Genomic DNA, 25,676 nt, shown 5'->3' on the forward strand with positions numbered 1-25,676 from the left:
GTCGGTGTCCATGCGGACCCTGAGCTGACGTCGTGCGGGTCGGTGTCCATGCGGACCCTGAGCTGACGTCGTGCGGGTCGGTGTCCATGCGGACCCTGAGCTGACGCCGTACGAGCCGGCGTCCGTGAAGACGCCGAGCTGACGCCGTACGAGCCGGCGTCCGTGAAGACGCCGAGCTGACGTCGTGCGGGTCGGTGTCCCGTGAAGACGCCGAGCTGAGCCGGTCGATGGCGCCCCCGGAAGCGGGGGCGCCATCCGCGCGTCACCCGTTTTTAATTTGCTTAAGTCAATCAATCGCCTTAAAGTTGCCTGAGTCAAGTATTGGCCTGAGTCACGACGGAGACCTCCTTCATGTCCGACGCACTCGACCGTTCCCCCACGCCCGGCACCGCCGCGCCGCCCAAGACCGGTGCCGTGGTGCCCGTACTGGCCTTCGGCGGCATCGTGGTCTCGCTGATGCAGACCCTGGTGATCCCGATCGTGGGGCAACTGCCGCAGTACCTGAACGCCTCCGCCGCGGACACCGCCTGGGCCATCACCGCCACCCTGCTCGCCGCCGCCGTCGCCACGCCCGTCATGGGCCGCCTCGGCGACATGTACGGCAAGCGCCGCATGCTGCTGGTCAGCATGGCCATGCTGGTGGTCGGCTCCGTGGTCGCCGGACTCAGCGACTCCCTGGTCCCGATGATCGTCGGCCGCGCCCTGCAGGGCCTGTCGTCCGGTGTGATCCCGCTCGGCATCAGCATCCTGCGCGACGAACTGCCCGCGGAGAAGCTGGGCTCGGCCACCGCGATGATCAGCGCCTCGCTCGGCGTCGGCGGTGCCCTCGGCCTGCCCGTCGCCGCGCTCATCGCCGACAACTTCGACTGGCACATGCTCTTCTGGATCTCGGCCGCGCTGGGTGTGGTCGCGCTGGTCCTGGTGCTGATCATGGTGCCGGAGTCGAAGGTGCGCACCGGTGGCCGGTTCGACCTGCCCGGCTCGATCGGCATGGCGGCCGGACTGATCTGTCTGCTGCTGGCGATCTCCAAGGGCGGCGACTGGGGCTGGGCGAGCGGCACCACCCTCGGCCTGTTCGCGGCGGCCGTCGTGATCCTGGTGGCCTGGGGCTTCTACGAGCTGCGCAACGACCAGCCGCTGGTGGACCTGCGCAGCACGGCCCGCCCCCAGGTGCTGATCACCAACCTCGCCTCGATCGCCATCGGCTTCGCGATGTTCTCGATGTCCCTGGTCATCCCGCAGGTGCTGCAGCTCCCGGAGGAGACCGGCTACGGCCTGGGCCAGTCGCTGCTGACGGCCGGTCTGGTCATGGCGCCGTCCGGCCTGGTGATGATGGCGCTGGCCCCGGTCTCCGCGCTCGTCTCCCGCGCCAAGGGCCCGAAGGTGACGCTCATGATCGGCGCCCTGATCGTGGCCGCCGGCTACGGCCTGAACGTCCTGCTCATGAGCGAGGTCTGGCACTTCGTGCTGGCGTCCTGCGTCATCGGCGCCGGCATCGGCTTCACCTACGGTGCGATGCCCACGCTGATCATGGGCGCCGTGCCCGCCTCCGAGACGGGTGCCGCCAACGCCCTCAACACCCTCATGCGGTCCATCGGCACCTCCGTCGCCAGTGCCGTCGCCGGTGTCGTCCTGGCCCAGATGACCACGGAGTTCGGCGGGTTCGCACTGCCGTCCGAGGACGCCTTCCGTACGGTGCTGGCGCTCGGGGCCGGGGCGGCGCTGCTCGGCTTCGTCATCGCCGGCTTCATTCCGCGGCAGCGGGCCGCGGGGGCGGAGGACGCCGTCGCGGGGCGCGTGGCGGAGCCGTCGAAGGCGTAGGGCCGGTCGGCGCTGCCGGATGACGGCCGCCGTCCCGGGAACCCCGGGGCGGCGGCCGTTGCCGTGTTCGGGGTCGTGGCGGGGCCCGGGAGCTGCGGTTGTCCGCGGTGGGTGGGCCGTCGCGGTGGTGTTTCTCGCCCCCGCCGCCCCTTCCCTTCCCGTCCCTGGGGCTCCGCCCCAGACCCCGTGCGCAGTTCCCCGCGCCCCTTCAGGGATTGCCGCCCATCGGCTCGATGTCGACCCTGACCGGTGTCCCCCACACGCGCAGCACCTCGTAGTCGGTGAACTCGTGGACGATCCGGTACGCCATGGCGGGCCGGGGCCCGCGTCGCTGCGCCGCGACGAACAGTTCCGCCTCGCGCCGGTCCCGGCGCGGGGTGCCGCACAGCTGCCACGTCTGCCCGTTCCACAGCTCCGGCAGCCAGCGCTGCTGCGGCTGCGGCCGGTCACCGCGCACCCCGTACCGGGACTGCACGGGCCCGGCGGGCCGGGCCTGCGGGGCCGGGCCGTTGAACTCGGCGCGGCGGGCGGTGCGGCGCCGGGTCTCGCAGAGCAGGCACAGGTCGGGGGCGCTCTTGTCGACCGGTCCGGTCGGGTGCTCGGCGCAACGCGTGCTGGGCGCGGCCGTGGTGACGCTCTCCTCCAGCAGGTCCAGGGCCCGCCGCAGGTCGTCCTTCACTTCGTGCAGCCGGGCGTCCGGGGTGTCGGCGGACAGCGCCTCGCCGTGCTCCCCGAGCACGCGCAGGGCGCGGCCCAGGGCGGTGAGCTGCGCGTGGTTCATGGTTCGTCTCCGGGTCGGGTGCTCTCCAGTATCCGCCCACGGATTCCCTCTACTCCCGCGCCCTGGTGAGCGCCGCGCGCAGACGGCCGTCGGACTCCGCGAGCAGACGGGCGGCCGTCGGACCGTCCACGTCCGCCAGGATCACCAGGATCGCGTGCTTGACCTCGCCGTCCGTGGCGGTCAGGGCCCGCTCGATGACGTCGTCCGCCGCACCCGTCGCCTGCGCGACGATACGGCGGGAACGGGCGCGCAGCTTCTCGTTGGAGGCCCGCACGTCGACCATCAGGTTCCCGTACGTCTTGCCCAGCCGGATCATCGTGATCGTCGACAGCATGTTCAGCACCAGCTTCTGCGCGGTACCGGCCTTCAGGCGCGTGGAACCGGTGAGGAACTCCGGGCCCACGACGACCTCGATGCCGTGCTCGGCCGCCGCCGCCAGCGCACTGCCCCGGTTGCAGGCCAGGCCCACGGTGAGGGCACCGAGCGCACGGGCGTACGCGACGGCGCCGACCGCGTACGGGGTCCGGCCGGAGGCGGAGACACCGACCACCGTGTCGTCGGCGGTCAGCTCCAGCGCGGCCAGGTCGGCCTCGGCCAGCTCGCGCGAGTCCTCGGCACCCTCCACCGAGGTGACCACGGCGTCGGGACCGCCCGCGATCAGACCGACGACCCGCGCCGGATCGGTGTTGAAGGTCGGCGGACACTCGGAGGCGTCCAGCACCCCCAGCCGGCCGGCGGTACCCGCACCCGCGTAGATCAGCCGCCCGCCCCGGCCCATCCGCTCGGCGACGGCGTCGATCGCGGCGGCGATCACCGGCACCTGCTCGCCCACGGCCCCGGCCACCGTGGCGTCCTCGCCGTTCATCAGCCGCGCGATGTCGAGGGTGGGCAACCGGTCGACGTCCGCCAGCTCGGGCCGGAACGCCTCGGTGGTGAGCGTCTCCAGCTGGGCACGGAGATCGCGGTGGTGGGAGGTGGAAGTCATGGCGGGTCTTTCCAGTCCGGGGGTTGGGCGGCCTACCTCAGGGGCGCGGGGAACTGCGCGATCAGCCACAGATCACCCGCGGTCGAAAACGGCGCTCCGCCCCTACGGCCCCTTGCGGAGCACCCGGTGCCGATGAGCCAACGCCTCGTACGACGCGGCCAGCGAAGGCGCCGCCGACTCGTACGTCCGCTGGGCGACCCCCACGAACAGACAGTCCACCACCAGCAACTGCCCCGTCCGGGACGACATCGCGGCCGGCCGCAACTCGCTCTCCCGTGCCGTGGACGTGGTCAGGACGTGATCGGCGTACTGCGTGACGGGACCGTCCGGGCGTCCGGTGACCGCCACCGTCGTCGCCCCGCGCTCGAAGGCCACCCGGAGCGGTTCGATGACGTCCCCGGTCGACCCGGAGTGCGTGACGGCGATCGCCACGTCTCCCGACCGCAGCTGCACCGCGTTGGTGACGGCGAGGTGCGGGTCGCTGTGGGCGTGCGCCATCAGGCCTATGCGCAGCAGCTTCTGGGTGAGGTCCTGGGCGACGAGCCCCGACGCGCCGACACCGTACACATCGGTGCGGCGGGCGCCGGCCAGGGCGGTCACGGCGGCGGCGAGCTGCACGGTGTCCAGTCCGGCCGCCGTGTCGGCGAGGGTCTGCTGCTCGTCGTAGGCGAGTTTCGCCACGACGTCGGCTATGGGGTCGTCCACCGCGATGTCGGTGGTGATGGCGGGCGCGCGCCCGGACTGCTGCTGGGCGGCGAGACCGGCCAGCGCGAGGCGCAGATCGCGGTAGCCGGGGTAGCCGAGCAGGCGGGCGGTGCGTACGACGGTGGCCTCGCTGGTGCCGGTGAGTTCGGCGAGTCCGGTGACCGTGAGGGCCGCGCAGCCGGCCGGGTCGTCGGCGACGGCCTCGGCGACCCGCTGCATGGAACGGGTCATCGACGGAGCCAGCGTGCGCACCTTGGCCGCCAGGGCGGCGGGCGCGGGAGGGGAGGGCGTACTGCCGCCCGGACCGTTCCCGAAAATTTCCTTCACGTCACGGGTCACGATATGAAAGATATTTTCGTTCCGGTCGTGCGGTCAAGAGTGCGCACAATAGGGGGCATGGACCCCCACGATCCGCCCGGCGAACCCGGCGCCCCCGGACCCCGTCCGGTCAGCCCTCTGGAACAGGCCCTGCACGCGGCGCGCGCCCTCGTGCTCGCCGATCTGGCCGCGCGCGAGGTCGCCGAGGCGGAGGTGGTGTCCCTCGTCGAGGAGTCCGTCACGCACCGGCGCTGGTGGGTGGAACAGTGGCCGGACGGTTCCGGGTTCCTCGCCGGCCTGGTCGCCCAGGACGTACAGGACGCCCTGCTGGAGCGGCACGGGCGCTGGCCGCTGTGCCCGGTCTGCGGTACCGGCGACCCGCACGCGCTGGACGTGGAGCCGGAACTCGGCCCCGATCCGCACTGGGTGTGCCACAAGGCGGGCGTGAAGGTCGCGGCGGTGGGCGGGCTGGGCGGGGCGACACCTTCGTGACCGTGTACATCGACCCGCCCACCTGGCCGGGCCACGGCCGGATGTGGTCCCACCTCGTCAGCGACCTCTCCTACGACGAACTGCACACCTTCGCCGACCGCCTGGGCGTCCCCCGCCGCGCCTTCGAACGCGACCACTACGACGTCCCCGCCCACCGGTACGCCGACGCGGTGCGCGCGGGGGCGGTCGAGGTCAGCAGCCGCGAGGTGGTGCGGCTGCTGCACGGGGCGGGGCTGCGGCGCCGCAAGGGCGCGGCTCAGCCGCGGAGTTCGTAGGAGATCTGCCCCTCCTGCCGGGACACCTCGGTGAAACCGGCCCGGGTGACGACCTTCTGCGAGGGCACGTTCTCCTGGTCGACCACGGCGGCCACCGTCCGTACGCCGTCCCGCGTGAGCGCCCACGCCGACAGGGTGCGCAGCGCCTCGGTGGCGTAGCCGTTGCCGCGGGCGTCCACGGAGAGGTCGTAGCCGATCTCCACCCTGCCGTCCTCGTCCGGGACGCCGTGGAACCCCATCGCGCCCACCGCGCGGTCGTCCTCGCGCCGGACCAGTACGTACATGGCCCACTCCGGGTGGAAGACACCCTCCTCGTACTGCTTGAGCAGCATCCCGGCGCCCTCCCGCGTCCCCTCGAACGGACCCGAGTCCACCCAGTGGAACCCGCCGTCACCGGCGAGGGACAGTTCGGCCGCGACCGCGGGGGTGACGCCCTCCAGGGCCAGCCGCTCCGACCGGAGCACGGGGTTGTTGCTCCACTTCCACTCGGTGACGGGTTCCCGGCCCGGCAGATCACCGCGCCCGGTGGCCCACAGCAGCGTCCGCCACGGCGTGGGCCCCGGCTTGGCCTGCGGGAAGATCCGGGTGAGGACGAAGGAGGCCAGCTCGGCCGGCGGCTCGTAGCCGATCCCCATCCCCTCGGCGATGTCGTGCGTGTGCAGTAGCACCTCGGCGATGCCCATCGCGGCGAAGCCCTCACGGCTCGCGTGCCGGAAGGGGAACGGGTGGAAGGCGCGGACCGCGCGCGGGGTGGTGCGGACGGCGGCGGCGAGCAGGGCGCCGGTCGTGGTGATCACCTGGAGGGTGCCCGCGTTGTCGGCGGGGTCCAGGCCGTCCTCGCTGCCGTCGAGGGTGATCTCGAAGGGCACGTAAGCGTCCTGCGCCCGCCCGGCGATCTGTCCCGCGTACGCGATGAGATCGCTCGCGATGTGTGCCGCCGTCTCCCGGCAGTTCCACTCCAGTCGCCCGGCCCGCACCCCCGTCCAGTCCCGGTCGGTGACCGTCCCCAGCGCCGCCACGCAGTCCGCGACGGCTTCCTCCACCTGTTCCGCTCCCACAGCACGCATGCGGGGCAGGCTAGGCGGGCGGCACGGCCGGGGGCGACAGCATTTCCAGCTCGCCGCGCATGTTGTAGCGGGCGGTGGCCTCCCAGTGCTCCCGCCCGTACGGCGTACGGAACAGGCGTGGCAGGGCGAGGAGTTGCCGCAGCACCTCGGCCCGTCCCGCGCGGAACGCGTCGTTCGGCACGAAGTGGTACTCCTCGCGGACGGCGGCGGTGTAGGCGGCGTACGACGACGGCGACGCGGCGAGGACCGCGAGGTCGGCGTCGCACAGCACCTGCCCGTCCCGGTCGTCGTCGGCCGGATCGTGCGTGACGGTGAGCCGCACCAGCCGGGCCACCTCGGCGGTCTTCTCCGCGGACACCCCGGCCTCGGGAAGGGCCCGCTCGGCGAGGCGGGCGGAGCGCTCCTCGTTGGTGGACCGGTCCGGCAGGTAGACCGCGTCGTGGAACCAGGCGGCGAGCCGTACGACGTCCGGGTCGCCGGCGTACTCCTCCAGTACGTCGATGTGGTCCAGGACGGCGGTCAGATGGGTGAGCGTGTGGTAGTGCCGCTGGGGCTCGGACCAGCGGCGCAGCAGGGCGTCGGCGTACCGGTACGGCTCGGGGTGGCACGCGCCGTCCCGTGCCGGGAGGAGGGCACGCAGCCAGCGGGCATGGAGGGCGTCGGTGTCGGCCATGGGCCCATTGTCCGCCCCGGCTCCCGGCGCCTGCCGCACACTGAGGGGATGACCACGCAGATCCGCTCCGTCGACCGTGAACTCGTCGAGGCCGCCGCCCGGGTCGCCCGTACCCGTTGCCGGGGTGACAACCACACCATGGCGGCCGCAGGCCGGGGCCGGGACGGGCGGATCGTCACCGCGGTGAACGCCTACCACTTCACCGGCGGGCCCTGCGCCGAGCTGGTTCTCGTCGGCGCGGCCGCGGCTCAGGGGATCTACGAGCTGGAGACGATCGTCGCCGTGGGGGACCGGGACCGGGGGGTCGTTCCCCCGTGCGGCCGGTGCCGGCAGGTTCTGCTCGACTACTTTCCCGGGATCGAGATCATCGTCGGCGGGGGTGAGGACGTCCGTACCGTCCCCATCGCCGAACTGCTGCCCGTGGGCTACGTCTGGGCCGACCATCAGGTCGACGCCCAGTAGGCCGCGCGCCCCCGCCGCACTAGCGTGGACGGCATGACGACTCCTGCGGATGTGCGGAACGTACGAGACCCCGAGCTGCCCGGCCGGCTGCTGGCCGTCGAGCGGGACGCGCTGATCCCGTTGCTGCGGGGGAGGGCCGACGGGGACTTCGCGCTGCCGGTGGCGGCGTGTCCGGGGTGGACGGTGCGGGATGTGCTGGCGCACTGCTCGGCCGCGTTCACCCGGGTCCTGGAGCGGCGGTTCGAGGACGGGGTGTTCTCGCCCGAGAGCAACGAGCGGGACATCGTCGAGCGGGCCGGGTGGACGAACGCCCGGGTCGTGGACGAGCTGGAGCGCGGGATGAGCGGGGCGGGGCCCGTGATCGCCAAGGCGGGCGGGGCGCTGGACGGGCTCGCGCTGGGCGAGTGGGTGCACGCCGGGGACGTACGGGTCGCGCTGGGGGAGGCGGGGGCGTACGCGGGCGCGGGGCTGCCGTACGCGCTCACTCTGCTGGGGCAGGTGACCAGCGGGAAGGGCCATCTGCCGCTGCACGCCGACCTCGACGACGCCGACGAGCCGCTGCGACTGGGCGACGCCACGGGGGAACGTCCCCCGGCCCGCTACATCGGGGACGGGCCGACCCTCGTACGGCTGTACGCGGGGCGTCCGGTGGACGGTGCCGCGTACGAGCTGGCCGGGGCGGAGGCGGCGGAGCTGAACATCTTCGGGGACTGAGCGGAGGGGCGGGGCGGCCTCGGGCGGGCGGTCGGGCGTAGTCTTGGATTGGACTAGACCTGTAGTCGCCGTCTGATGCCGAGGAATGGGGTCCCATGAGCAAGCGTGCAGTCCTGGAGGTGATCGCCCTCGACGTCGAGGACGCGGTGGCCGCCCAGGCCGGAGGTGCGGACCGCCTCGAGCTGGTGACCGACATGGCGGCGGACGGGCTGACGCCTTCGGCGGCGACCGTCGCGGGGATCCGGGCTGCGGTGGACATTCCGGCGCGGGTGATGCTGCGGCTGGCGGACGGGTTCGCGGCGGGGGACGTCGAGCGGCTGGTGAAGGCCGCGTGCGAGATGCGCGAGGCCGGGGCGGAGGAGTTCGTGCTCGGGTTCCTCGACGCGGGCGGGGCCGTGGATCTGGGTGCGGTGGAGCGGGTCGCCCGTGTGCTGGAGGGGTGCCGGTGGACGTTCCACCGGGCGATCGACCGGGCCGCCGACCGGGATGCTCTGCGCAAGCAGCTCGATGGGGTGCCGGGGCTGGACACCTATCTGACGGCCGGGTCGGCCGATGGGGTGGACGCCGGGCTGCCGGTTCTGCTCGCGGAGGCGGGGCGGCGGGGGGAGCCGGGGTACGAGCAGCAGTTGCTGGTGGGGGGTGGACTGCGGTTGGAGCATGTGCCGGGGTTGTTGGATGCGGGGATCGACGGGTTCCACATCGGTGGGGCGGCCCGCCCTCGGGGGTGGGGCGGGCCCGTGTCGGCGGCGGCCGTCGCGGAGTGGCGGCGGGTGCTGGGGGGCTGAGCGGCGCTGCTGCTGGGCGGGGGGTGGTCGCGCGGCCCGGCGCTTGCGGGGCGCCGTCGCGCCCACCCGTGCCGCCCCGCGGCACGATTGCCCGCGGTGGCGGAGGGGGCGGGTCGCGCGGCCCGGCGCTTGCGGGGTGCCTCCCCCGGAGGGGGTACCCCCAGCCCACCCGTGCCGCCCCAGCGGCACGATTGCCCGCGGTGACGAGAGCGGTTACGTCAGCTGCTCCGGCAGGGGTGCGTTGTGCGTGACGATCAGGCCTGACACCGCTCGGGTCAGGGTTACGTACAGGCGGCGCAGGCCCGTGCGTTCGTCGGGTTCGGCGTCGACCACCGCGCGGGGTTCGTCCAGGAGTACGTAGTCGTACTCCAGGCCCTTCGCCAGGGAGGCCGGGACCAGGGTCAGGCGGGTCTCACGGGTCGTCTCCTCGCCGGGGGCGATGTAGGTGATGCCTGCCGCCGTCAGTGCCTTCGCCAGTTCCGGGATGTGGGTGTCCGCCGCGATCAGGCCCACCGAGCCCTCGTTGCGCAGGAGTTCGCGGCACGCGGACACCACGTCGTCCGTCCCCCCGGACCGGCGGACCTCGAAGAAGCCCGGGTTCTCGCGGATCGACGCCACCGGGGTCAGACCCGGAGCGATGTGCGTCAGGAGCCGGGAGGCGTAGGTGATGACGTCCGTGGGGACGCGGAAACCGGCCGTCAACTCCTCGATCACCGCGTCCTGTTTGCCCAGGTGGAGCAGGGCTTCGTCCCAGCTTCGGGTCGCCCAGGGTGTGGTGCCCTGGGCCAGGTCGCCGAGGACGGTCGCCGAACCGGTCGTGCAGCGGCGGCCCACCGCGCGGTACTGCATGGGGGACAGGTCCTGCGCCTCGTCCAGCACCACGTGTCCGAGGGAGTGCGTGCGCTGGACGAGGTCCGTCGCCTCGTCGATCAGTACCGCGTCCGCCACCGACCACTTCGCCGACTTCACCGACCGCGCGGGCTTCGCCCACAGGATCGTCTTCTGCTCCTGCTCGTCGAGCAGGCCCTCGGCGTGCTCCGCCAGGAACTCCGGGTCGCTCAGCAGCCGCAGCACCAGCTTCGCCGGGTCGACGGCCGGCCAGACCGTCTTCACCGCCGCCTTCACCGCGCTGTTGCGGGCCACCGCGTCCTGCACACGGTCGTCCGGTGCCTCGCCCGCCCGCTCCATCTGCACCAGCACGGCGTGCGCGACGCGCTGCGGAAGGGCGTCGCGGGCGGCGCCGTAGCGGATGTCGCGGTCGAGCAACTGCCGGACGATCTCCTCCAGTTCGTACGCCGGTACCCGCCAGCGGCGTGAACCCCGTACGACCACGACCGGTTCGGTGGGCATCGTGACGTGCGCGTAGAGGGCCCTGCGCAGGACCTGCGCCATGCGGGCGTCGCCCTTGACCACCGCCGCCGGCGCGTCGTCCGTCCCGCGCACCTCCACGTGCGCCACCAGGTCGTCCACCGTGGCCTGCGCGACCGTCAGCTCGCCCAGTGCGGGCAGCACCTGCTCGATGTAGTGCAGGAAGGAGCGGTTCGGCCCGACGACCAGCGTGCCGGTGCGGGCCAGCCGCTCGCGGTGGGCGTAGAGGAGGTAGGCGACCCGGTGCAGGCCGACGGCCGTCTTCCCGGTGCCCGGACCTCCCTGCACGCACACGCTGCCGGACAGCCCGGACCGTACGATCTCGTCCTGCTCGGGCTGGATCGTGGCGACGATGTCCCGCATCGGGCCGACGCGCGGACGTTCGATCTCCTGCTGGAGCAGCTTGCTGGTGGTCGCGGCCTCGGACGGATCGGAGAGGTGCTCGTCCTCGTACGCGGTGAGGTCGCCGCCGGTGTAGCCGAAGCGGCGGCGCAGCGCGATGTCCAGCGGGTCCTTCCTGGACGCCCGGTAGAACGGCTGTGACACCGGCGCACGCCAGTCGATCACCATCGGGTCGCCGTCCGCGTCGTGCACGTGCCGGCGCCCGATGTAGAAGCGCTCGCCCTCCGCGCCTTCGGCCTGCTCGGCGCCGGGGGAGTGCAGGTAGTCGAGGCGGCCGAAGAACAGCGGGGTGTCGCTGAGGTCGGCCAGCGCCTTGATGCGCTCGTCGATCTGGTGTGCCAGCGCGGCCGCGTTGACCCAGTTCGCCGTGACGTCGCTGATGTCGAGGGCCTCGACGTCCTCGCGCATGGCGCGGAGCGCGGAACGGGACGCGGCGAGGTGGGAGCGTTCGCGGGCGAGCGGGTCGTCCGCGGGGGTGGTCGCGGGACCGTCTACGGGCTCGTCTACCGGTGTGGACGCGGACAAGGGTGTGCCTCCGGGAGAACTGCGGCTGAAGTTGCTGCGAGATACCGGCCGGTTTCCGTCCGGGCGGCGGCGCTCCGTGAGGGGAGGCGGGCAAGAGCGGAGATTCTAGGACGCGGAGCCGGTGCGGGCCAAACGGTTTGTGCGCCGGACGGGGCGGGCGCGGTGGGCCGACGCGGCGGGCACGCCCGTGTCCGCGCCGGTCAGCCCGTAGGGGGTGAACCGTCCGCGTCGCGCACGCCGGGCACGCCCGTGTCCGTGCTGGTCAGCCCGTAGGGGGTGAACCGTCCGCGTCGCGCACGCCGGGCACGCCCGTGTCCGCGCCGGTCAGCCCGTAGGGGGTGAACCGTCCGCGTCGCGCACGCCGGGCACGTCGACCGGACGCCGCACCGGTCGTCCCGTGGTCAGCGAGGCGAGCAGGGCGAGCCGCTCGGCGTCCTCGGTCCCCGGCTCGGCGTGGTAGACCGCGAGCATCATGCCGTCGGGGCCGTCGACGTCCAGTTTGGACATGGTGAGGTTCAGCTCGCCGACCTGCGGGTGGTTCATCCCGATCGGCCCGGTGCCCGGCGGCCGCACGTCGTGGCGTGCCCACACCTGCCGGAACTCCTCGCTGGCCAGGGACAGTTCGCCGACGAGCCGGACGATCCGCGGGTCGTCGACGTCGGACCCGATCCGTCTGCGGAAGGCGGCGACGCACCGGGACGCCGTGTGGGCCCAGTCCGTGTGCAGCGCCTGTTCGGCGGGATCGAGGAAGAACGACCGGAGCCGGTTCTCCCCCACCCGTACGCTCGGGACCAGCGCGGTGGCGAGCGCGTTGGCGGCGATCACGTCGAGGGACCGGTCCGTCACGAAGGCCGGCAGCCCGATCGCGCGGAGCAGCTGTGCCGTGGCCGGCGGAACGGTCCGCCGCAGTGGCCGGCGGTGGGCGCGGGGCCGTGGCGCGGCGAGCTGGTGGAGGTAGCCGGTGGCGGTCTCGTCGAGCCGGAGCACCCGGGCGAGCGCGTCGAGGACCTGCGCCGACGGGTTGCGGTCGCGGCCCTGTTCGAGTCGCAGGTAGTAGTCGGAGCTGATGCCGGCGAGCATGGCCACCTCCTCACGGCGCAGCCCCGGCACCCGGCGTATCCCGTGGACCGGCAGCCCGATGTCCTCGGGCGTCACCAGCTCCCGGCGCGCCCGGAGGTAGTCACCGAGCCGGCTCTCCTCAGACATGTCCTTCATGGTAGGCGGGCGGGGCCGCTCGTCCCTGTCCCTGTCACTCCCAGGATCGGCGGGGACCTGGGCGGGCCGGCCGCCGGCGTGGACGGTGGGGGCATGAGCACTCGGACGACATCCCTCCCCGGCGGCACCTGGACGATGGGCGACCTGACCGTCACCCGGTTCGGCTACGGGGCCATGCAACTGAGCGGCCCCGGTGTGATGGGGCCGCCGGCCGATCACGACGGCGCGCTCGCGGTGCTGCGCGAGGCCGTACGTCTCGGCATCACCCACATCGACACCGCCGACGCCTACGGGCCGCACGTCACCAACCGGCTGATCCGTGAAGCGCTGCACCCCTACCCCGACTCACTGCACCTCGTGACCAAGGTCGGCGCGGTCCGCGACGCACAGGGCGGCTGGCCCCCGGCCCGGGAGCCGGACGACCTGCGCCGGGCCGTCCACAGCAACCTCGAGAACCTCGGCGTCGAGACGCTGGACCTCGTCAACCTCCGGCTCGGCGACGCCGGAGGCCCGCGGCCCGGCTCGCTCGCCGAGGCGTACGAGACCCTCGTCGAACTCCAGCAGCAGGGCCTGATCCGCCACCTCGGCCTGAGCAACGCGACCGCCGGTCAGATCGCCGAGGCGCAGACCATCGCCCCGTTCGTCTGCGTGCAGAACCTCTACAACCTCGCCCACCGCCAGGACGACGACCTCGTCGACCGGCTCGCCGAACAGGGCATCGCCTACGTGCCGTTCTTCCCGCTGGGCGGCTTCAGCCCCCTGCAGTCCTCGGTGCTCTCGGCCGTGGCCGCCCGGCTCGGCACCCGCCCGATGTCGGTCGCCCTGGCCTGGCTGCTGCACCGGTCGCCCAACATCCTGCTCATCCCCGGGACCTCGTCGGTGGCACACCTGCGGGAGAACATCACCGGCGCGGCCCTCGCCCTGTCCGGGGAGGACCTCGCCGAGCTCGACACGATCGGCCGCTGACCCGCCGCCCCTAGGGGACGACCCGTCCTGCCTGAGGGCTACGGGTCGTCCCGGAGGCGTACGCGGGGGGCCGGCAGGCCGGTCCCTTCGGCCGATGCCCGTACCGGTGGCGGAGAGCAACCATGGAGGCATGAGCGCAGCGACCCTCCACCCCACCACACCGCCGGTGCGGCCGACCGGCGCGACCTCGATGCAGGGCAGTCGCCCGCACCGCCTCGGTGATGCCCTGCGCGCCGTGAAGGTGTTCCTCGGCGCCGCCTTCGAGGTGGTCCTCCTCGGCGAGTACGGTGAGGAGGCGGGCGTCCGCCGCAGGTAGGCGGTGCCCCCTCCGCACGGCGGCCGTCGCGCCCGCGGTCGGCCGGCTACCCGTGGTCCGGGCCCGGTCCGGCGGTGTCGTCCGGGGCCGTTTCGGGTTTCGTGTACAGGACCTCGCGGGCCTGCTCGGCGGAGCGAATCATGGTCTCGGCGATGAAGTCGAGGAAGCGGGCGGCGTTCTCCAGCCGGGTGGCGGCCGGTGTACCGGGCCCCATGACGGCGACGCCCTGCCGTGAGGTCTCGGCGACCTGGGCGGTGGACCGGGCGCTGGCGATCATCGACTGGTACCAGATGTCCTCGTCGAAGCCGTAGCGCTCACGGCGGCCCTCCTCGCGGTACCGGCGGACGAGGTCCTGAGTCTCCAGGAACGTGATCGCCTTGGAGACGGACGCCGGGGAGACCTGGAGGCGCTGGGCGAGTTCGGCGGCGGTGAGGCTGCCGGTGTCGCTGAGGGTCAGGCAGGCCATGACCCTGGCCATCATCTTGGGTGTGCCCGACGCTATGAAGACGGTGGTGAGCGTCTCCTCGTACGCGCGCACGGCTTCCGCGTCGCGGCCGTAGTCCTCCGTGAGCGCCTTCGGCCCCCGCGGCGCGGCCTGTCCGCGCCGGTGGGCGCGGCGCTCGGTGGCGCGGTGGGCCAGGTCCGCGCGGTAGGCGGTGGGGCCGCCGTTGCGCATCACCTCGCGCGTGATCGTCGAGGTGGGGCGGTCGAGACGTCTGGCGATCTCCGCGTAGGCGAGCCCGTCGGCCAGCCCCGTCGCGATCTGCTGGCGTTCCTGCTGGGTGAGCCTGCCTCCTGGCAACGCGATCTCCTTCGTGGTCCGTGGTGGCTCCAGCATAGCGTTCACTCTCATTTCATTGCAATGAACCAAGCGTGCGTGTTGCGTTAGGTTTCAAACCGTTGCAACGATATTTAGGCTCTGAGCTGCATAAATCTTTTTCTTGTGCAACAAGCATGTTGCCGTAATCATGAACGCAACGTAGCGTTTCCGTTGTCAGAAACGACAACCCGAAGGAGCGCACGATGCAGTTCGACACCCCCACCCCCGTCTCGGTCGTCCTCGACATCCCCGCCGGCCGCATCCGGTTCATCGCCGCCGACCGGGCCGACACCGTGGTCGAGGTCCTGCCCGCGGACGCCACGAAGAGCCGCGACACGAAGGCGGCGGAGCGGATCAGGGTCGAATACGGCGGCGGGGTCCTGCGGATCGACGGCCCGCCGGCGAAGAACCAGATCCTCGGCCCGTCCGGATCCGTCGAGGTCACCGTCCAGCTGCCCACCGGCTCCCACATCGAGGCGAAGGCCGCCGGCGCGGAGCTGCGGGGCGTCGGCCGGCTCGGTGACGTCGTCTTCGAGGGCGCGCAGGGCCCGGTCAAGCTCGACGAGACCGCGAGCGCCCGCCTCACCGTCCTCGCCGGTGACATCTCGGTCGGCCGTCTGGGCGGCCCCGCCGAGATCAGCACCCAGAAGGGAGACATCCACGTCACCGAGGCCGTGCGCGGCACGGTCGCGCTGCGCACCGAGCACGGTGACATCACCGTCGGCGCCGCCCGCGGGGTCTCCGCCTCCCTCGACGCCGGCACCGGCTACGGCCGGGTCCACAACACGCTCAGGAACGCCGACGGTGCCGCCGCCGGCCTGACCGTCCACGCGACCACCGCCTACGGCGACATCACCGCCCGCAGCCTGTGACCGCCCGCTGCCTGTAAAGGAGAACCCCTCATGACCGGCTTGGCCATCGCGGCGAACGGGCTGCGCAAGTCCTACGGCGACAAGACCGTCCTCGACGGCGTCGACCTGACCGTCCCGGAAGGCACGATCTTCTCCCTGCTCGGCCCGAACGGCGCCGGCAAGACCACCGTCGTCAAGATCCTCTCCACCCTCATCACCGCGGACGCGGGCGACCTGCGCGTCGGCGGCCACGACCTCACCGCCGACCCCCAGGCCGTGCGGGCGGCGATCGGGGTAACCGGTCAGTTCTCCGCCGTGGACGGCCTGATCACCGGCGAGGAGAACATGCTCCTCATGGCCGACCTGCACCACCTCCCCAAGCACGAGGGGCGGCGGGTGGCCGCCGAACTGCTGGAGCGGTTCGACCTGGTGGAGGCCGCGAAGAAGCCCGCCTCCACCTACTCCGGCGGCATGAGGCGCCGCCTCGACATCGCCATGACCCTGGTCGGCGACCCGCGGATCATCTTCCTCGACGAACCGACCACCGGACTCGACCCCCGCAGCCGCCACAACATGTGGCAGATCATCCGCGAGCTCGTCACGGGCGGCGTCACCGTCTTCCTCACCACCCAGTACCTGGAGGAGGCCGACGAACTCGCCCACCGCATCGCCGTACTCCACGACGGCACGATCGCCGCCGAGGGCACCGCCGAGGAACTCAAGCGGATCGTCCCCGGCGGACACGTCCGGCTCCGCTTCACCGACCCGGCCGGCTACCGGTCCGCCGCCTCCGCACTGCGCGGAGCGACCGAGGACGACGAATCCCTCACCCTCCGGGTCCCCAGCGACGGCAGCCAGCGCGAACTGCGCGCCGTACTCGACCGGCTCGACTCCGCCGGCGTCGAGGCGGACGAACTGACCGTGCACACCCCCGACCTCGACGACGTCTTCTTCGCCCTGACCGGCGGCGCCGCCGTCCCCGCCCAGCCCAAGGAGGCCGTCCGATGAGCAACCTCGCCCTCGCCGTGCGCGACTCGTCCACGATGCTGCGCCGCAACCTCCTGCACGCCCGGCGCTACCCGTCGCTCACCCTGAACCTGCTGCTCACGCCGATCATGCTGCTGCTGCTCTTCGTCTACATCTTCGGCGACGCGATGAGCGCGGGCCTCGGGGACGGCGGGGGCGACCGGTCCGCGTACATCGCCTACATCGTGCCCGGCCTGCTGCTGATGACCATCGGCTCCACCACGATCGGCACCGCGGTCTCCGTCTCCAACGACATGACCGAGGGCATCATCGCCCGCTTCCGCACCATGGCGATCCACCGGGGTTCCGTGCTCATCGGGCACGTCGTCGGCAGCGTGCTGCAGTCGGTCGCCAGCGTGGTCCTCGTGGGCGCCGTGGGCGTGGCCATCGGCTTCCGCTCGACGGACGCCACGGCCCTGGAGTGGCTGGCCGCGTTCGGGCTGCTGGTGCTGTTCGCCCTGGCGCTCACCTGGATCGCCGTCGGCATGGGCCTGATCAGCCCGAACGCCGAGGCCGCCAGCAACAACGCGCTGCCGCTGATCCTGCTGCCGCTGCTGTCCAGCGCCTTCGTCCCGGTCGAGGGGATGCCGGGCTGGTTCCAGCCGATCGCCGAGTACCAGCCCTTCACGCCCGCCACCGAGACCCTGCGCGGGCTGCTGCTCGGCACGGAGATCGGCCACAACGGCTGGCTGGCCGTGGCCTGGTGCCTGGGCCTGGCGGTGCTCGGCTACTTCTGGTCGGCCGCCAAGTTCGACCAGGACCCGAAGTAGCCCTCGTGCGAGGGGATGAACCATGTCCCGCGCCTCGACTCCAGGGGGGCGGCGTACTCCGACACCGCGTCGGTGCACGCCGCCCCCTCGGCGTCTGAGTACGCGGACACCTCCCGCTGAGTACCCGCGCCGGTGCGCCGGCCACCGCCCGGCCGCTTCACTGGCCGTATGAGCCACCACCACGCCGCCGCCCCCGTTCCGCCCGCCTGGCAGTACCGGGCCGACCGGGACCCCCACGCCTGGGTGGCGCCCACCGTCGCCACCGTGCTCGGGGCTGCGTTGGCCCCCGTGGCGTTCCTGCTCGGCGGGCTGTCCGTCATGGCGACCGACAGCTGCGGACCCGACGACTGCTCGCAGGCGCTGACGACCACCCTGAGCGTGATCTTCGGAACCCTGTTCTTCGGCGGCATCCTCGCGCTGGGCGCCTGGCTCGCCTCCTGGCTGCTGCCCTGGACCCGCCGCTGGTCGGTGCCGCGGATCTGGCTGGCGGTCCTGTCGCTGCTGCCCTGGCTGTTCGTCCTGGTGCTGGTGTTCACCCTGCCCGCGGGGTGACCGGTCAGCCGTCGGTGAGCAGCTCGTCCGCGTCCATGATCCGGTACGCGTACCCCTGCTCCGCCAGGAACCGCTGGCGGTGCGCCGCGAAGTCCTGGTCGATGGTGTCCCGGGCGACCACGGAGTAGAAGTGGGCCTGGTGCCCGTCCGCCTTGGGCCGCAGCACCCGGCCGAGCCGCTGCGCCTCCTCCTGCCGGGAACCGAAGGTGCCCGACACCTGGATGGCGACCGTCGCCTCCGGCAGGTCGATCGAGAAGTTCGCGACCTTGGACACCACCAGGACGTTGATCTCGCCCTCCCGGAACGCGTCGAACAGCTTCTCCCGCTGGGCGTTCGACGTCTCGCCCTTGATCACCGGCGCGTTCAGATGCTCGCCCAGTTCGTCGAGCTGGTCGATGTACTGCCCGATGACGAGGATCTGCTGCCCCGCGAACCGCCGGACGATCGCCTCCGTCACCTTCTGCTTGGTCGCCGTCGTCGAACAGAAGCGGTACTTCTCCTCCTGCTCCGCCGTCGCGTACGCCAGCCGCTCGGAGTCGGTGAGGTTGACCCGGACCTCCACGCAGTCGGCCGGGGCGATGTAGCCCTGCGCCTCGATCTCCTTCCACGGCGCGTCGAACCGCTTCGGGCCGATCAGCGAGAACACGTCCGACTCACGGCCGTCCTCACGCACCAGGGTCGCCGTCAGGCCGAGCCGCCGCCGGGCCTGGAGATCGGCGGTGAACTTGAAGACCGGCGCGGGCAGCAGATGCACCTCGTCGTAGAGGATCAGGCCCCAGTCACGGGAGTCGAACAGCTCCAGGTGGGGGTAGACGCCCTTCCGCTTCGTCGTCAGCACCTGGTAGGTGGCGATGGTGACGGGGCGGATCTCCTTCCGCGTCCCGCTGTACTCGCCGATCTCGTCCTCGGTCAGCGAGGTCCGCTTCACCAGCTCGTGCTTCCACTGCCGGGCCGAGACGGTGTTGGTGACCAGGATCAGCGTGGTCGACTTGGCCTGCGCCATCGAACCCGCGCCGACCAGTGTCTTGCCCGCGCCGCAGGGCAGGACGACCACACCGGAGCCGCCGTGCCAGAAGTTCTCCACGGCCTGCTTCTGGTACGGGCGCAGCGCCCACCCGTCCTCGACCAGCTCGATGGGGTGCGCCTCGCCGTCCACGTACCCGGCGAGGTCCTCGGCCGGCCAGCCCAGCTTCAGCAGCGTCTGCTTGATCTGCCCGCGCTCCGAGGGGTGCACGACCACCGTGTCGGGGTCGATACGGGCGCCGACCAGCGGCGCGATGCGCTTCGAGCGCAGCACCTCCTCCAGCACGGGCCGGTCGGTGCTGGTGAGGACGAGACCGTGCGCCGGGTGCTTGTGCAGGCTGAGCCGGCCGTAGCGGTCCATGGTGTCGGCGATGTCGACGAGCAGCGCGTGCGGCACCGGGTAGCGGCTGTACTGCACCAGCGCGTCCACGACCTGCTCGGCGTCGTGCCCGGCCGCCCGCGCGTTCCACAGGCCGAGCGGGGTCACCCGGTAGGTGTGGATGTGCTCGGGCGCCCGCTCCAGCTCGGCGAACGGCGCGATGACACGACGGCAGTCGTCGGCCTGCTCGTGGTCGACTTCGAGGAGCAGGGTTTTGTCGGACTGGACGATGAGCGGACCATTCACGCGCGGCTGCCTTTCTGCGACGGGCTCGGCACGGGCACTGCGGCCAAACCTCCAGTCTGCCCGATCGCGCGCGCTCACGGTCCTGAGCGGACCGGGCTACATCGGCGCGGGCAGCGTGAGGTTGTTCACCAGCGGCCCCTCGACGAACACCCCCTCGGTGAGGAGCGGCTCCCCTCCGGCGGCCGGAACCGGCAGCGGCAGCGCGGCGGCGGCCGGGGCGAGCACCGCGACGAGCGCGAGAGCGGAGAGACGGACGGCCACCGCACGGAACAAGGAAGGCACGGGACACCCTTCGTTCTCTTCGGATCGTTTTCTTCGGACGACGGGAACGGGCCGGCCCCGGGGACGAGGGACCGGCCCGCCGTGAACGAGAAACGGAACGGATCAGAACACGAGACGTGTCAGGACACGGAACGTGTCAGAAGGTCACGCCCCCGCCGAGGTCGATCCCGACCGCGGCGGCCTCGGCGGCGAACGCTCCGAGCAGCACGGCCGTGGAGGTCAGTACGGCGGCGACGCGACGAACGGCACGCATGGGACTTCCTTTCTGTTGCGTGCGAACGGACCGCGGTGGCTTCCGGGCCCGTTCAGGACACCCGGTGGCTGCCCAACGGCCCGCCACGGGATGCGCGACGCCCCACAACCTCGCTCATCAGGGGGAACGCCCCGGCGTGGCGTGCATGAAGCCCGCCGTACACCCGAACGGCTCAGCCCTCGTCGTCCGCCAGCTCCGCGACCCCCGTGATCCTGTGCAGCGGATACGTACGCACCTCGTCCGCGGTGTGGTCGTACGCCGTGACGAAGCCGCCCTCGACCCGGACCGGGGCGATGACGCGCTGGCTGGCGCCGCCCTCGGCGTTGACGTAGCCGATCCACAGCGCCTCACCGGTGAGGACGGCGGCCTGCACGGTGGCGAGGGTCTCGGCGGCGGTCGTACGGGGCAGCTCCCCGCGGCCCGGCTCGCCCCCGGCGGCCGGCTTGCGCGGGGCGGTGGAGGCGAGGTCGCCGGCGCGGACGGCGCGGATCGCCGCCGTGAGCAGGGTGTCGTCGGGGACCGGCGGCCCGTCCGGGACCGGCGCGGGAGGGGTGCGCGGCGGGGTGCGGTGGGCGTCGGCGCGGGCGATCACCACATCGCCCTCCGCCGACTCGGCGGCCGGTGCGAACCCCATCGCGCGCAGCCCCTCCAGCAGGCCGGCCGGATCGGCCCGCGCGGCCAGCACGGTCGGGGCCAGCCGCCGCAGGCCCAGCCCCGCGGCCCGCTTGTCGGCGAGGATCTCGCTGAGCACGGCGTCGTCGTCGCAGCGGACGTACGCCGAGGCGGCGCCGACCCGCAGGTGCCCGTGCCTGCGGGCGACGTCGTCGATGAGGTACGCCAGCGGCTGCGGCACCGGCGTGCGGGAGTGCGCGGCGAGGAAGGCGTGCAGGTCGGAGGCGGTCTGCCCGGCGTCGAGGGCGCGCCGTACCGAGCCGGGCGTGAACCGGTAGACGGTCGCGCCACCCTTCGACTCCACGTCCGCGAGGACCCCCAGCACGTCGGCGAGCGGACGCTCCAGCGGGCCCGGCGCCACCGCCGTCAGATCGGCCTGGAGGAGCACGTGGTCCAGCGGTTCGGGCAGCAGCGGCGCGAGCAGGCGGGCGGCGGCAGCGGCGGCCGTGGCCTGCTCGGCGGGGGAGAGCGGCACCGGCGCCGGGGCGGGCCGGTGGTGCACGGGCAGCTTGTCACCCGGCCCCTCGGGCTCCGCCTCCGCCCGCCTGGCCGCGGGCGCGCCGATCAGCGCACGCCCGTGCGCGGACAGCGCGCCACGCCCGGTGACCCCGAGCAGCTCCGCTTCGGAGAGCGTCCACCGCGCGACCCGCGCCCGTAGATCCTCACCGTCCCCCGCCCCCGAGGCCCCCTCCGCCCCGCGAGCACCTCCCGCGACGGAGCCGTACGCACCACGAACACCCCCTGCTCCCGCACCGCCGGCCCCGCGAGCGCCCTCCGCCGACACCCCCGCCCCCCGGCCGTCCCCGGTCCCGGGGCCGCCCGGCGCCTGGCGAGCGCCCTCCGCCGCCGAGGAGGCCGGGCCGGCGGAACCCCGCCCGCCCCCGCGCGGGGGGCGTTCCCAGCGCAGGCGTGCCAGGACCGACTCCGGGGCCGGTGCGGTTCCCTCCGGGAGGCCGGACAGCAGGGTCAGGACCCTGTGCCGTACCTCCGGGGCCACCGAGCGGTCCAGGCCCGGACCCAGGGCCGACAGCGTGCGGTCCTTCGCGTCCCGCCCGCCGACCAGCCCCGCCGTCCGGGTCGCCGCCAGCCACGCCGTGACCAGGTGCGCCCACCGCTCCGCGTCCGGCCGCTCACGCCACTCGTCGTACGCCGGGGTCGCCGCGTACCGCTCGTCGGCCTCCCCGTCGGAGGCCAGCAGCCCGGCAGCGTAGGCGAGTTCCACCCAGAACGCGGCCACCGGCTCGGGCACGTCCAGGGCGGCGGCGGTCCGCTTCAGGTCCCGCACGCTCAGCCCGCCGGCCCGCAGTACCGCCGGGCCGCCCTCGTGCCAGTCCTTCAGCAGCTCCTCGACCGTCGACAGCGCCGTGTACGCCTGCCCGGCCGCCGTCGCGTCCACCACCTGCGGACGGTGCGTGGCGGCGGCCTCGACGGGCGGCGGCGACAGCTCCACCGCCCGGTGCGCCCGACCGGCCCGCAGCCGCAGCGCGACCTCGCGCGGCAGGACGACCGTCCCGGGCGCCGTCGGCAGCAGCAGCCCCCGGTCGAGCAGCCAGCGCAGCCGGGGCGCGGGATCGGCGGTGACCTGCCCGTACGGCGGGCCCCAGACCAGCCGCTCCAGCACCTCCACGGACTCGGCCGGCGCCTCGTCGAGCAGTGCGGACATCCGCGCCGGGTCGTCGAACAGGGCGGTCAGAGCGGTCACGGCGGACACCGAGTCGTGCGTGGAGGGCAGTCCCGCCGTCGCCACGATCTCCTGGATCCGCCCCGGCGACATCCCGGCGGTGGCCTCCCGCACGGTCGGACCGAGCCCGGTCGGCGAGGGATGCTGCGGCGACGGCGCCAGCAGCTCACGGGCGGTGCGCACCAGCCGCAGCCGGTCGTCGCCACCCCACACCAGTGCCTGTTCGCGCAGCACGCCGAGCGCGTGCGGCAGCGCGGCGGAGACCGCCGGGTCGCGGTCGTCGCCCGCCATCAGCCCGAGCAGTTCGTCGTACGACGCCGGATCCGCCGCCACGGCCAGCGCCTGCGCCGTCTGCAGCGTGAACCGGTCGAGCCGTTCCAGCGCCCGTACGACCGAGGCGCGGGTGCCGGCGCGGGTGGCGAGCTGGGTGAGGTCGGTGGGCACGGGCGTGACGAGGTCCGGCCGGCTGCGCAGCAGCGCGGCCAGCGCCGCGTCGTCCCGCCCCCGGAGGGCCTCAGCGAGGGATCGGGGGGCCGCCGCGGGCTTCTCCTCGGTGCTCATCCGCCTCACGTTAGCGGGTGGGTACGCCGGTGGCGTGCCGGGAGTTGGGTCGGCCGGCCCCACTCGCGGTACCGTCGGGCGACGGTGTCCCGACGCATCCGTCCCGGAGGGGACTTCGTGGGTATCGAGAGCGACCAGGTCGTCTACGAGTATCTGAGCCGCGTCGGCGACGTGGCGCAGCAGCGGCAGCTGCCGTCGGCGGCCCGCATGCGGCTGGTCGCCGAGCTGCGCGACGAGATCGACCGGCGGCGGGCGAAGGCCGTGGTCGATTCGCCCGCGGCGGTCCGCCGCATCATCTCCCGCATCGGCACGCCGACCGAGGTCGTCACGGCGGCCGAGGACACCTCCGGCCCCGCCCCGGGCTCCACCGGCCCCGCGCCGCCCGCCGCCGTGCCGGTGCAGCGGGAGCGGGAGGGCGGCGCCGGGGCCCGCGGCGGCGCCCGCGAGGACACGGGTGGCGACGTCCGCGAGGACGCGCGCGACAGCGCCCGCGAGGGCGCGCGCGGTGATGCCCGTGACAACGCCCGCGGTGATGCTCGTGACAACGTGCGCGGTGACGCCCGCGCCGACCGTCCCAAGGGCATCCTGCGCCGGATCGTCCCCCGTCCCCGTCCTGCCGGGACGCCGGACAGCAGCCCCGCCCCCGCCGACGTACCGTCCCCGCCGCACCGGGCCGGTACGGACGAACTCGGCGACAGCGCCACCCAGCCGGACTGGTGGCGGGTGGACAACAGCGCGTTCGGCATCGGTGACGAGGTGCCGGGTTTCGTCGGCGGTGTCGAGATCCCCGAACTCCTCAAGCCGCCCCCGGCGAAGGAGAAGGAGGAGACGCCGGCCGGGCCGGCTGCCGCGCCCGAAGCCCGGGAGGAGCCCGCCGCTTCCCGTCGCCGCCGCTTCCTCCCGCGCCTGCCGTCGGGTCGCTGGAGCAACCCCCTGCTCCTGCTCGCCGCCGGGCTGCTGGTCGCGGGGACCGTGATCGGTGACTGGCGCGCCCTGGTTCTGGGCTGGCTCATCGCCTACGCCTCCCGCCGTCTGACCCAGGCGGAGATCAAATGGGCGGTGGTCATCCTTCCCGGCCTCGCGCTCGCGGGCGGTGTCGTGTGGCTCTGGGGGAGGACGGCGGGGCGTTGGGGTACGCCCATCGCCGAGGGGCACATGAACGCCGCGATCTCCGAGACGTGGCCGTGGGTCATCCGGGCTGCGGCTCTCACCACGGCGCTGTTCCTGGTCTGGCGCTCACAGCGCCAACGCTGACCCTTCAGCTGAACTCGGCCCGTCCCGCTGCACTCGGCCCCTCTGGCTCGACTCGGCCCGTCCGGCACCATTCAGCCCGTCCGGCACCATTCAGCCCCTCCGGCGTTTGAGGAGCGGGGGTCCGGGGGCAGCGCCCCCGGGGACGGGAAGGGAAGGGGCGGCGGGGGCGATCCAACTGGGTTGCGCTCACGGCGCTTGCCAGGTGCCGCTGCGCCCACCCGTGCCGCCCCAGCGGCACGATTGCCCGCAGCTGCCGCGGCTGCCCGCGGCTGCGTCGGGTGGTCGGCTACTGCCGCTGCTACCGCAGCTGTCGCGGCTGCCCGCGGCTGTCTCGGGCGTCCGCCTGCCCGCCGCAGGCGTTGGGCACAATGGCGCGCATGGCCATCACCACCCCCCTCCCGCCCACCGTCGGCTTCGATCTCGACATGACGCTCATCGACTCCCGCCCCGGCATCCGTGCCTGCTACCTCGCACTGGCCGAGCGGACCGGGACGTACATCGACGCCGATCTCGCGGTCAGCCGCCTCGGGCCGCCGCTGGTGGACGAGCTGGTCAACTGGTTCCCGGCCGAGCGGGTCGACGAGATGGCGGACCTGTACCGGGCCATGTACCCGACGTACGCCATCGCCCCCACGTCCGCCCTCCCCGGCGCCCGTGAGGCGATAGCCGCCGTACGGCAGGCCGGCGGGCGCGCGATCGTCGTCACCGCCAAGTACGAGCCCAACGCCGAACTGCACCTGGCCCACCTCGGCATCGAGCCGGACGCCGTGATCGGGAACCTGTGGGCCGAGCAGAAGGCGCTCGCGCTGCGCGAGCACGAGGCCGCCGTCTACGTCGGCGACCACGTGGGCGACGTGCGCGGCGCGCGGACCGCCGGCGCGCTGTCCGTCGCCGTCGCCAGCGGCCCCTGCGACGCCACGGAGCTGCGTGAGGCCGGCGCGGACGTCGTCCTCACCGGTCTGACGGAATTCCCGCGGTGGTTTTCGGACCACTGCTCGGACAACTGACCGGAAACCGCTCAGGAAACCGGACCGGAAACCTGCCCGGCCCGCGCCCGGCGGCGACCCGCCGCGGCCGAACGCAGTACGCCCGCGCCGGCCATCAGGAATCCGACAGCCATGAACATGCTCAGCCCGAACATGTACGTGGGAAAGGGCGTCGTCCCGAGGAACAACGGGGCCACGGTGACCAGAGTGGCCACGGCACCGACGAAGAAGACGATGGCACCGGCACGGACCAGACCGTCACCGGGCGCGGGGGAATTCGCTTGGGTTTTGTCACGCACCGGACCAGGGTAGTTCCCAGCGCGAAGGAACAACCGGGTGACGTCTTGTCACCGGCCTGAAGACCATTAGCCTTGGTACCGGCGGGTCATCGGGCCCGCCCGAGTGCTATCAAGAGCCGTTTTCCGAAGCAGTTTTCCCGACGAGTACGAG

26 protein-coding genes are annotated in these 25,676 nt (G+C 73.1%); 14 read left to right on the forward strand and 12 right to left on the reverse strand.

The annotated features are described in order from the left end of the window. Positions 1-351 precede the first annotated feature (351 nt). Entirely contained in the window at positions 352-1,821 is a 1,470-nt protein-coding gene (locus ACFV5H_RS25905) for an MFS transporter (RefSeq protein ID WP_385197463.1), read from the forward strand. 208 nt (positions 1,822-2,029) lie between these two features. Here the strand turns inward: ACFV5H_RS25905 and ACFV5H_RS25910 are convergent, their stop codons facing one another. From ACFV5H_RS25910 to ACFV5H_RS25920, 3 genes are all read right to left on the reverse strand, one after another. Then, on the reverse strand, positions 2,030-2,602 hold the full coding sequence (locus tag ACFV5H_RS25910; protein ID WP_385057941.1) for a hypothetical protein: 573 nt from the start codon (positions 2,600-2,602) through the stop codon (positions 2,030-2,032). Positions 2,603-2,651: 49 nt separating this feature from the next. Then, on the reverse strand, positions 2,652-3,587 hold the full coding sequence (gene murQ / locus ACFV5H_RS25915; RefSeq protein WP_385197464.1) for an N-acetylmuramic acid 6-phosphate etherase: 936 nt from the start codon (positions 3,585-3,587) through the stop codon (positions 2,652-2,654). A gap of 102 nt (positions 3,588-3,689) precedes the next feature. Further along, positions 3,690-4,631 carry a MurR/RpiR family transcriptional regulator gene (locus ACFV5H_RS25920; RefSeq protein WP_385057944.1) on the reverse strand — a complete coding sequence of 314 codons (942 nt, stop codon included), beginning with the start codon at positions 4,629-4,631 and terminating at the stop codon, positions 3,690-3,692. Positions 4,632-4,688: 57 nt separating this feature from the next. On the opposite strand from ACFV5H_RS25920, the gene ACFV5H_RS25925 reads away from it, so the two are divergent. Beyond that, on the forward strand, positions 4,689-5,102 hold the full coding sequence (locus ACFV5H_RS25925; protein WP_385057945.1) for a hypothetical protein: 414 nt from the start codon (positions 4,689-4,691) through the stop codon (positions 5,100-5,102). Then, the gene (locus tag ACFV5H_RS25930) at positions 5,099-5,377 is read left to right on the forward strand and encodes a DUF4031 domain-containing protein (protein WP_073934401.1); all 279 of its coding nucleotides are present in this window, start codon (positions 5,099-5,101) and stop codon (positions 5,375-5,377) included. The genes ACFV5H_RS25925 and ACFV5H_RS25930 overlap by 4 nt, the downstream gene beginning before the upstream one ends. Here ACFV5H_RS25930 and ACFV5H_RS25935 read toward each other — a convergent pair. After that, the gene (locus tag ACFV5H_RS25935) at positions 5,359-6,444 is read right to left on the reverse strand and encodes a GNAT family N-acetyltransferase (RefSeq protein ID WP_385197466.1); all 1,086 of its coding nucleotides are present in this window, start codon (positions 6,442-6,444) and stop codon (positions 5,359-5,361) included. The genes ACFV5H_RS25930 and ACFV5H_RS25935 overlap by 19 nt on opposite strands. A gap of 10 nt (positions 6,445-6,454) precedes the next feature. Continuing rightward, positions 6,455-7,117, reverse strand: coding sequence for a hypothetical protein (locus ACFV5H_RS25940; RefSeq protein ID WP_385197467.1), 663 nt, complete (start codon positions 7,115-7,117; stop codon positions 6,455-6,457). A gap of 48 nt (positions 7,118-7,165) precedes the next feature. Here ACFV5H_RS25940 and ACFV5H_RS25945 point away from each other — a divergent pair, with 48 nt between their 5' ends. From ACFV5H_RS25945 to ACFV5H_RS25955, 3 genes are all read left to right on the forward strand, one after another. Next, a complete protein-coding gene (locus ACFV5H_RS25945; protein WP_385197469.1) occupies positions 7,166-7,579 on the forward strand; it encodes a cytidine deaminase family protein in 414 nt (137 codons plus the stop codon). Between the two features lie 33 nt (positions 7,580-7,612). Next, positions 7,613-8,293 carry a maleylpyruvate isomerase family mycothiol-dependent enzyme gene (locus ACFV5H_RS25950; RefSeq protein WP_385197470.1) on the forward strand — a complete coding sequence of 227 codons (681 nt, stop codon included), beginning with the start codon at positions 7,613-7,615 and terminating at the stop codon, positions 8,291-8,293. Between the two features lie 95 nt (positions 8,294-8,388). Further along, positions 8,389-9,078: a copper homeostasis protein CutC gene (locus tag ACFV5H_RS25955; protein ID WP_385057954.1), complete on the forward strand. Its 690-nt coding sequence runs from the start codon at positions 8,389-8,391 to the stop codon at positions 9,076-9,078. A gap of 213 nt (positions 9,079-9,291) precedes the next feature. On the opposite strand, the gene ACFV5H_RS25960 is transcribed toward ACFV5H_RS25955, so the two are convergent. Both ACFV5H_RS25960 and ACFV5H_RS25965 read right to left on the reverse strand, forming a co-directional pair. Further along, positions 9,292-11,373: a HelD family protein gene (locus tag ACFV5H_RS25960; RefSeq protein WP_385197472.1), complete on the reverse strand. Its 2,082-nt coding sequence runs from the start codon at positions 11,371-11,373 to the stop codon at positions 9,292-9,294. Between the two features lie 324 nt (positions 11,374-11,697). After that, the gene (locus tag ACFV5H_RS25965) at positions 11,698-12,588 is read right to left on the reverse strand and encodes a helix-turn-helix domain-containing protein (protein WP_385058446.1); all 891 of its coding nucleotides are present in this window, start codon (positions 12,586-12,588) and stop codon (positions 11,698-11,700) included. 93 nt (positions 12,589-12,681) lie between these two features. Between ACFV5H_RS25965 and ACFV5H_RS25970 the strand changes: the two genes are divergently transcribed. Further along, entirely contained in the window at positions 12,682-13,554 is an 873-nt protein-coding gene (locus ACFV5H_RS25970) for an aldo/keto reductase family oxidoreductase (protein WP_385058444.1), read from the forward strand. A gap of 130 nt (positions 13,555-13,684) precedes the next feature. Next, the gene (locus ACFV5H_RS25975; protein WP_385197474.1) at positions 13,685-13,870 is read left to right on the forward strand and encodes a hypothetical protein; all 186 of its coding nucleotides are present in this window, start codon (positions 13,685-13,687) and stop codon (positions 13,868-13,870) included. Positions 13,871-13,916: 46 nt separating this feature from the next. On the opposite strand, the gene ACFV5H_RS25980 is transcribed toward ACFV5H_RS25975, so the two are convergent. Further along, complete coding sequence (locus ACFV5H_RS25980) at positions 13,917-14,672, reverse strand: helix-turn-helix domain-containing protein (protein WP_385058449.1); 756 nt, start codon at positions 14,670-14,672, stop codon at positions 13,917-13,919. A gap of 221 nt (positions 14,673-14,893) precedes the next feature. On the opposite strand from ACFV5H_RS25980, the gene ACFV5H_RS25985 reads away from it, so the two are divergent. The 4 genes from ACFV5H_RS25985 to ACFV5H_RS26000 all read left to right on the forward strand — a co-directional run bounded on the left by ACFV5H_RS25985 (position 14,894) and on the right by ACFV5H_RS26000 (position 17,889). Then, complete coding sequence (locus ACFV5H_RS25985; protein WP_385197476.1) at positions 14,894-15,562, forward strand: DUF4097 family beta strand repeat-containing protein; 669 nt, start codon at positions 14,894-14,896, stop codon at positions 15,560-15,562. 30 nt (positions 15,563-15,592) lie between these two features. After that, positions 15,593-16,549, forward strand: coding sequence for an ATP-binding cassette domain-containing protein (locus ACFV5H_RS25990; protein ID WP_385197478.1), 957 nt, complete (start codon positions 15,593-15,595; stop codon positions 16,547-16,549). After that, positions 16,546-17,337 (forward strand): ABC transporter permease, encoded by a 792-nt coding sequence (locus ACFV5H_RS25995; RefSeq protein WP_385058439.1) that lies wholly within the window; start codon positions 16,546-16,548, stop codon positions 17,335-17,337. The genes ACFV5H_RS25990 and ACFV5H_RS25995 overlap by 4 nt, the downstream gene beginning before the upstream one ends. 168 nt (positions 17,338-17,505) lie before the next feature. Beyond that, complete coding sequence (locus ACFV5H_RS26000; protein WP_385058438.1) at positions 17,506-17,889, forward strand: hypothetical protein; 384 nt, start codon at positions 17,506-17,508, stop codon at positions 17,887-17,889. 4 nt (positions 17,890-17,893) lie between these two features. On the opposite strand, the gene ACFV5H_RS26005 is transcribed toward ACFV5H_RS26000, so the two are convergent. The 3 genes from ACFV5H_RS26005 to ACFV5H_RS26015 all read right to left on the reverse strand — a co-directional run bounded on the left by ACFV5H_RS26005 (position 17,894) and on the right by ACFV5H_RS26015 (position 22,986). Continuing rightward, a complete protein-coding gene (locus ACFV5H_RS26005; RefSeq protein ID WP_385058436.1) occupies positions 17,894-19,537 on the reverse strand; it encodes a DNA repair helicase XPB in 1,644 nt (547 codons plus the stop codon). A 96-nt stretch (positions 19,538-19,633) separates the two neighbouring features. Next, positions 19,634-19,819: a hypothetical protein gene (locus ACFV5H_RS26010; RefSeq protein ID WP_385058434.1), complete on the reverse strand. Its 186-nt coding sequence runs from the start codon at positions 19,817-19,819 to the stop codon at positions 19,634-19,636. A 425-nt stretch (positions 19,820-20,244) separates the two neighbouring features. Further along, positions 20,245-22,986: a helicase-associated domain-containing protein gene (locus ACFV5H_RS26015; protein ID WP_385197479.1), complete on the reverse strand. Its 2,742-nt coding sequence runs from the start codon at positions 22,984-22,986 to the stop codon at positions 20,245-20,247. Positions 22,987-23,103: 117 nt separating this feature from the next. Here ACFV5H_RS26015 and ACFV5H_RS26020 point away from each other — a divergent pair, with 117 nt between their 5' ends. Beyond that, positions 23,104-24,240, forward strand: a complete 1,137-nt coding sequence (locus tag ACFV5H_RS26020) for a hypothetical protein (RefSeq protein WP_385197480.1) — start codon at positions 23,104-23,106, stop codon at positions 24,238-24,240. A 377-nt stretch (positions 24,241-24,617) separates the two neighbouring features. Continuing rightward, the gene (locus tag ACFV5H_RS26025; RefSeq protein WP_385197482.1) at positions 24,618-25,247 is read left to right on the forward strand and encodes an HAD family hydrolase; all 630 of its coding nucleotides are present in this window, start codon (positions 24,618-24,620) and stop codon (positions 25,245-25,247) included. An 11-nt stretch (positions 25,248-25,258) separates the two neighbouring features. Here the strand turns inward: ACFV5H_RS26025 and ACFV5H_RS26030 are convergent, their stop codons facing one another. Beyond that, positions 25,259-25,525 carry a hypothetical protein gene (locus ACFV5H_RS26030; protein WP_385058776.1) on the reverse strand — a complete coding sequence of 89 codons (267 nt, stop codon included), beginning with the start codon at positions 25,523-25,525 and terminating at the stop codon, positions 25,259-25,261. Between the last annotated feature and the right edge of the window lie 151 nt (positions 25,526-25,676).

It is taken from the genome of Streptomyces sp. NPDC059787, assembly GCF_042732315.1.
GTDB lineage: Bacteria > Actinomycetota > Actinomycetes > Streptomycetales > Streptomycetaceae > Streptomyces > Streptomyces atrovirens.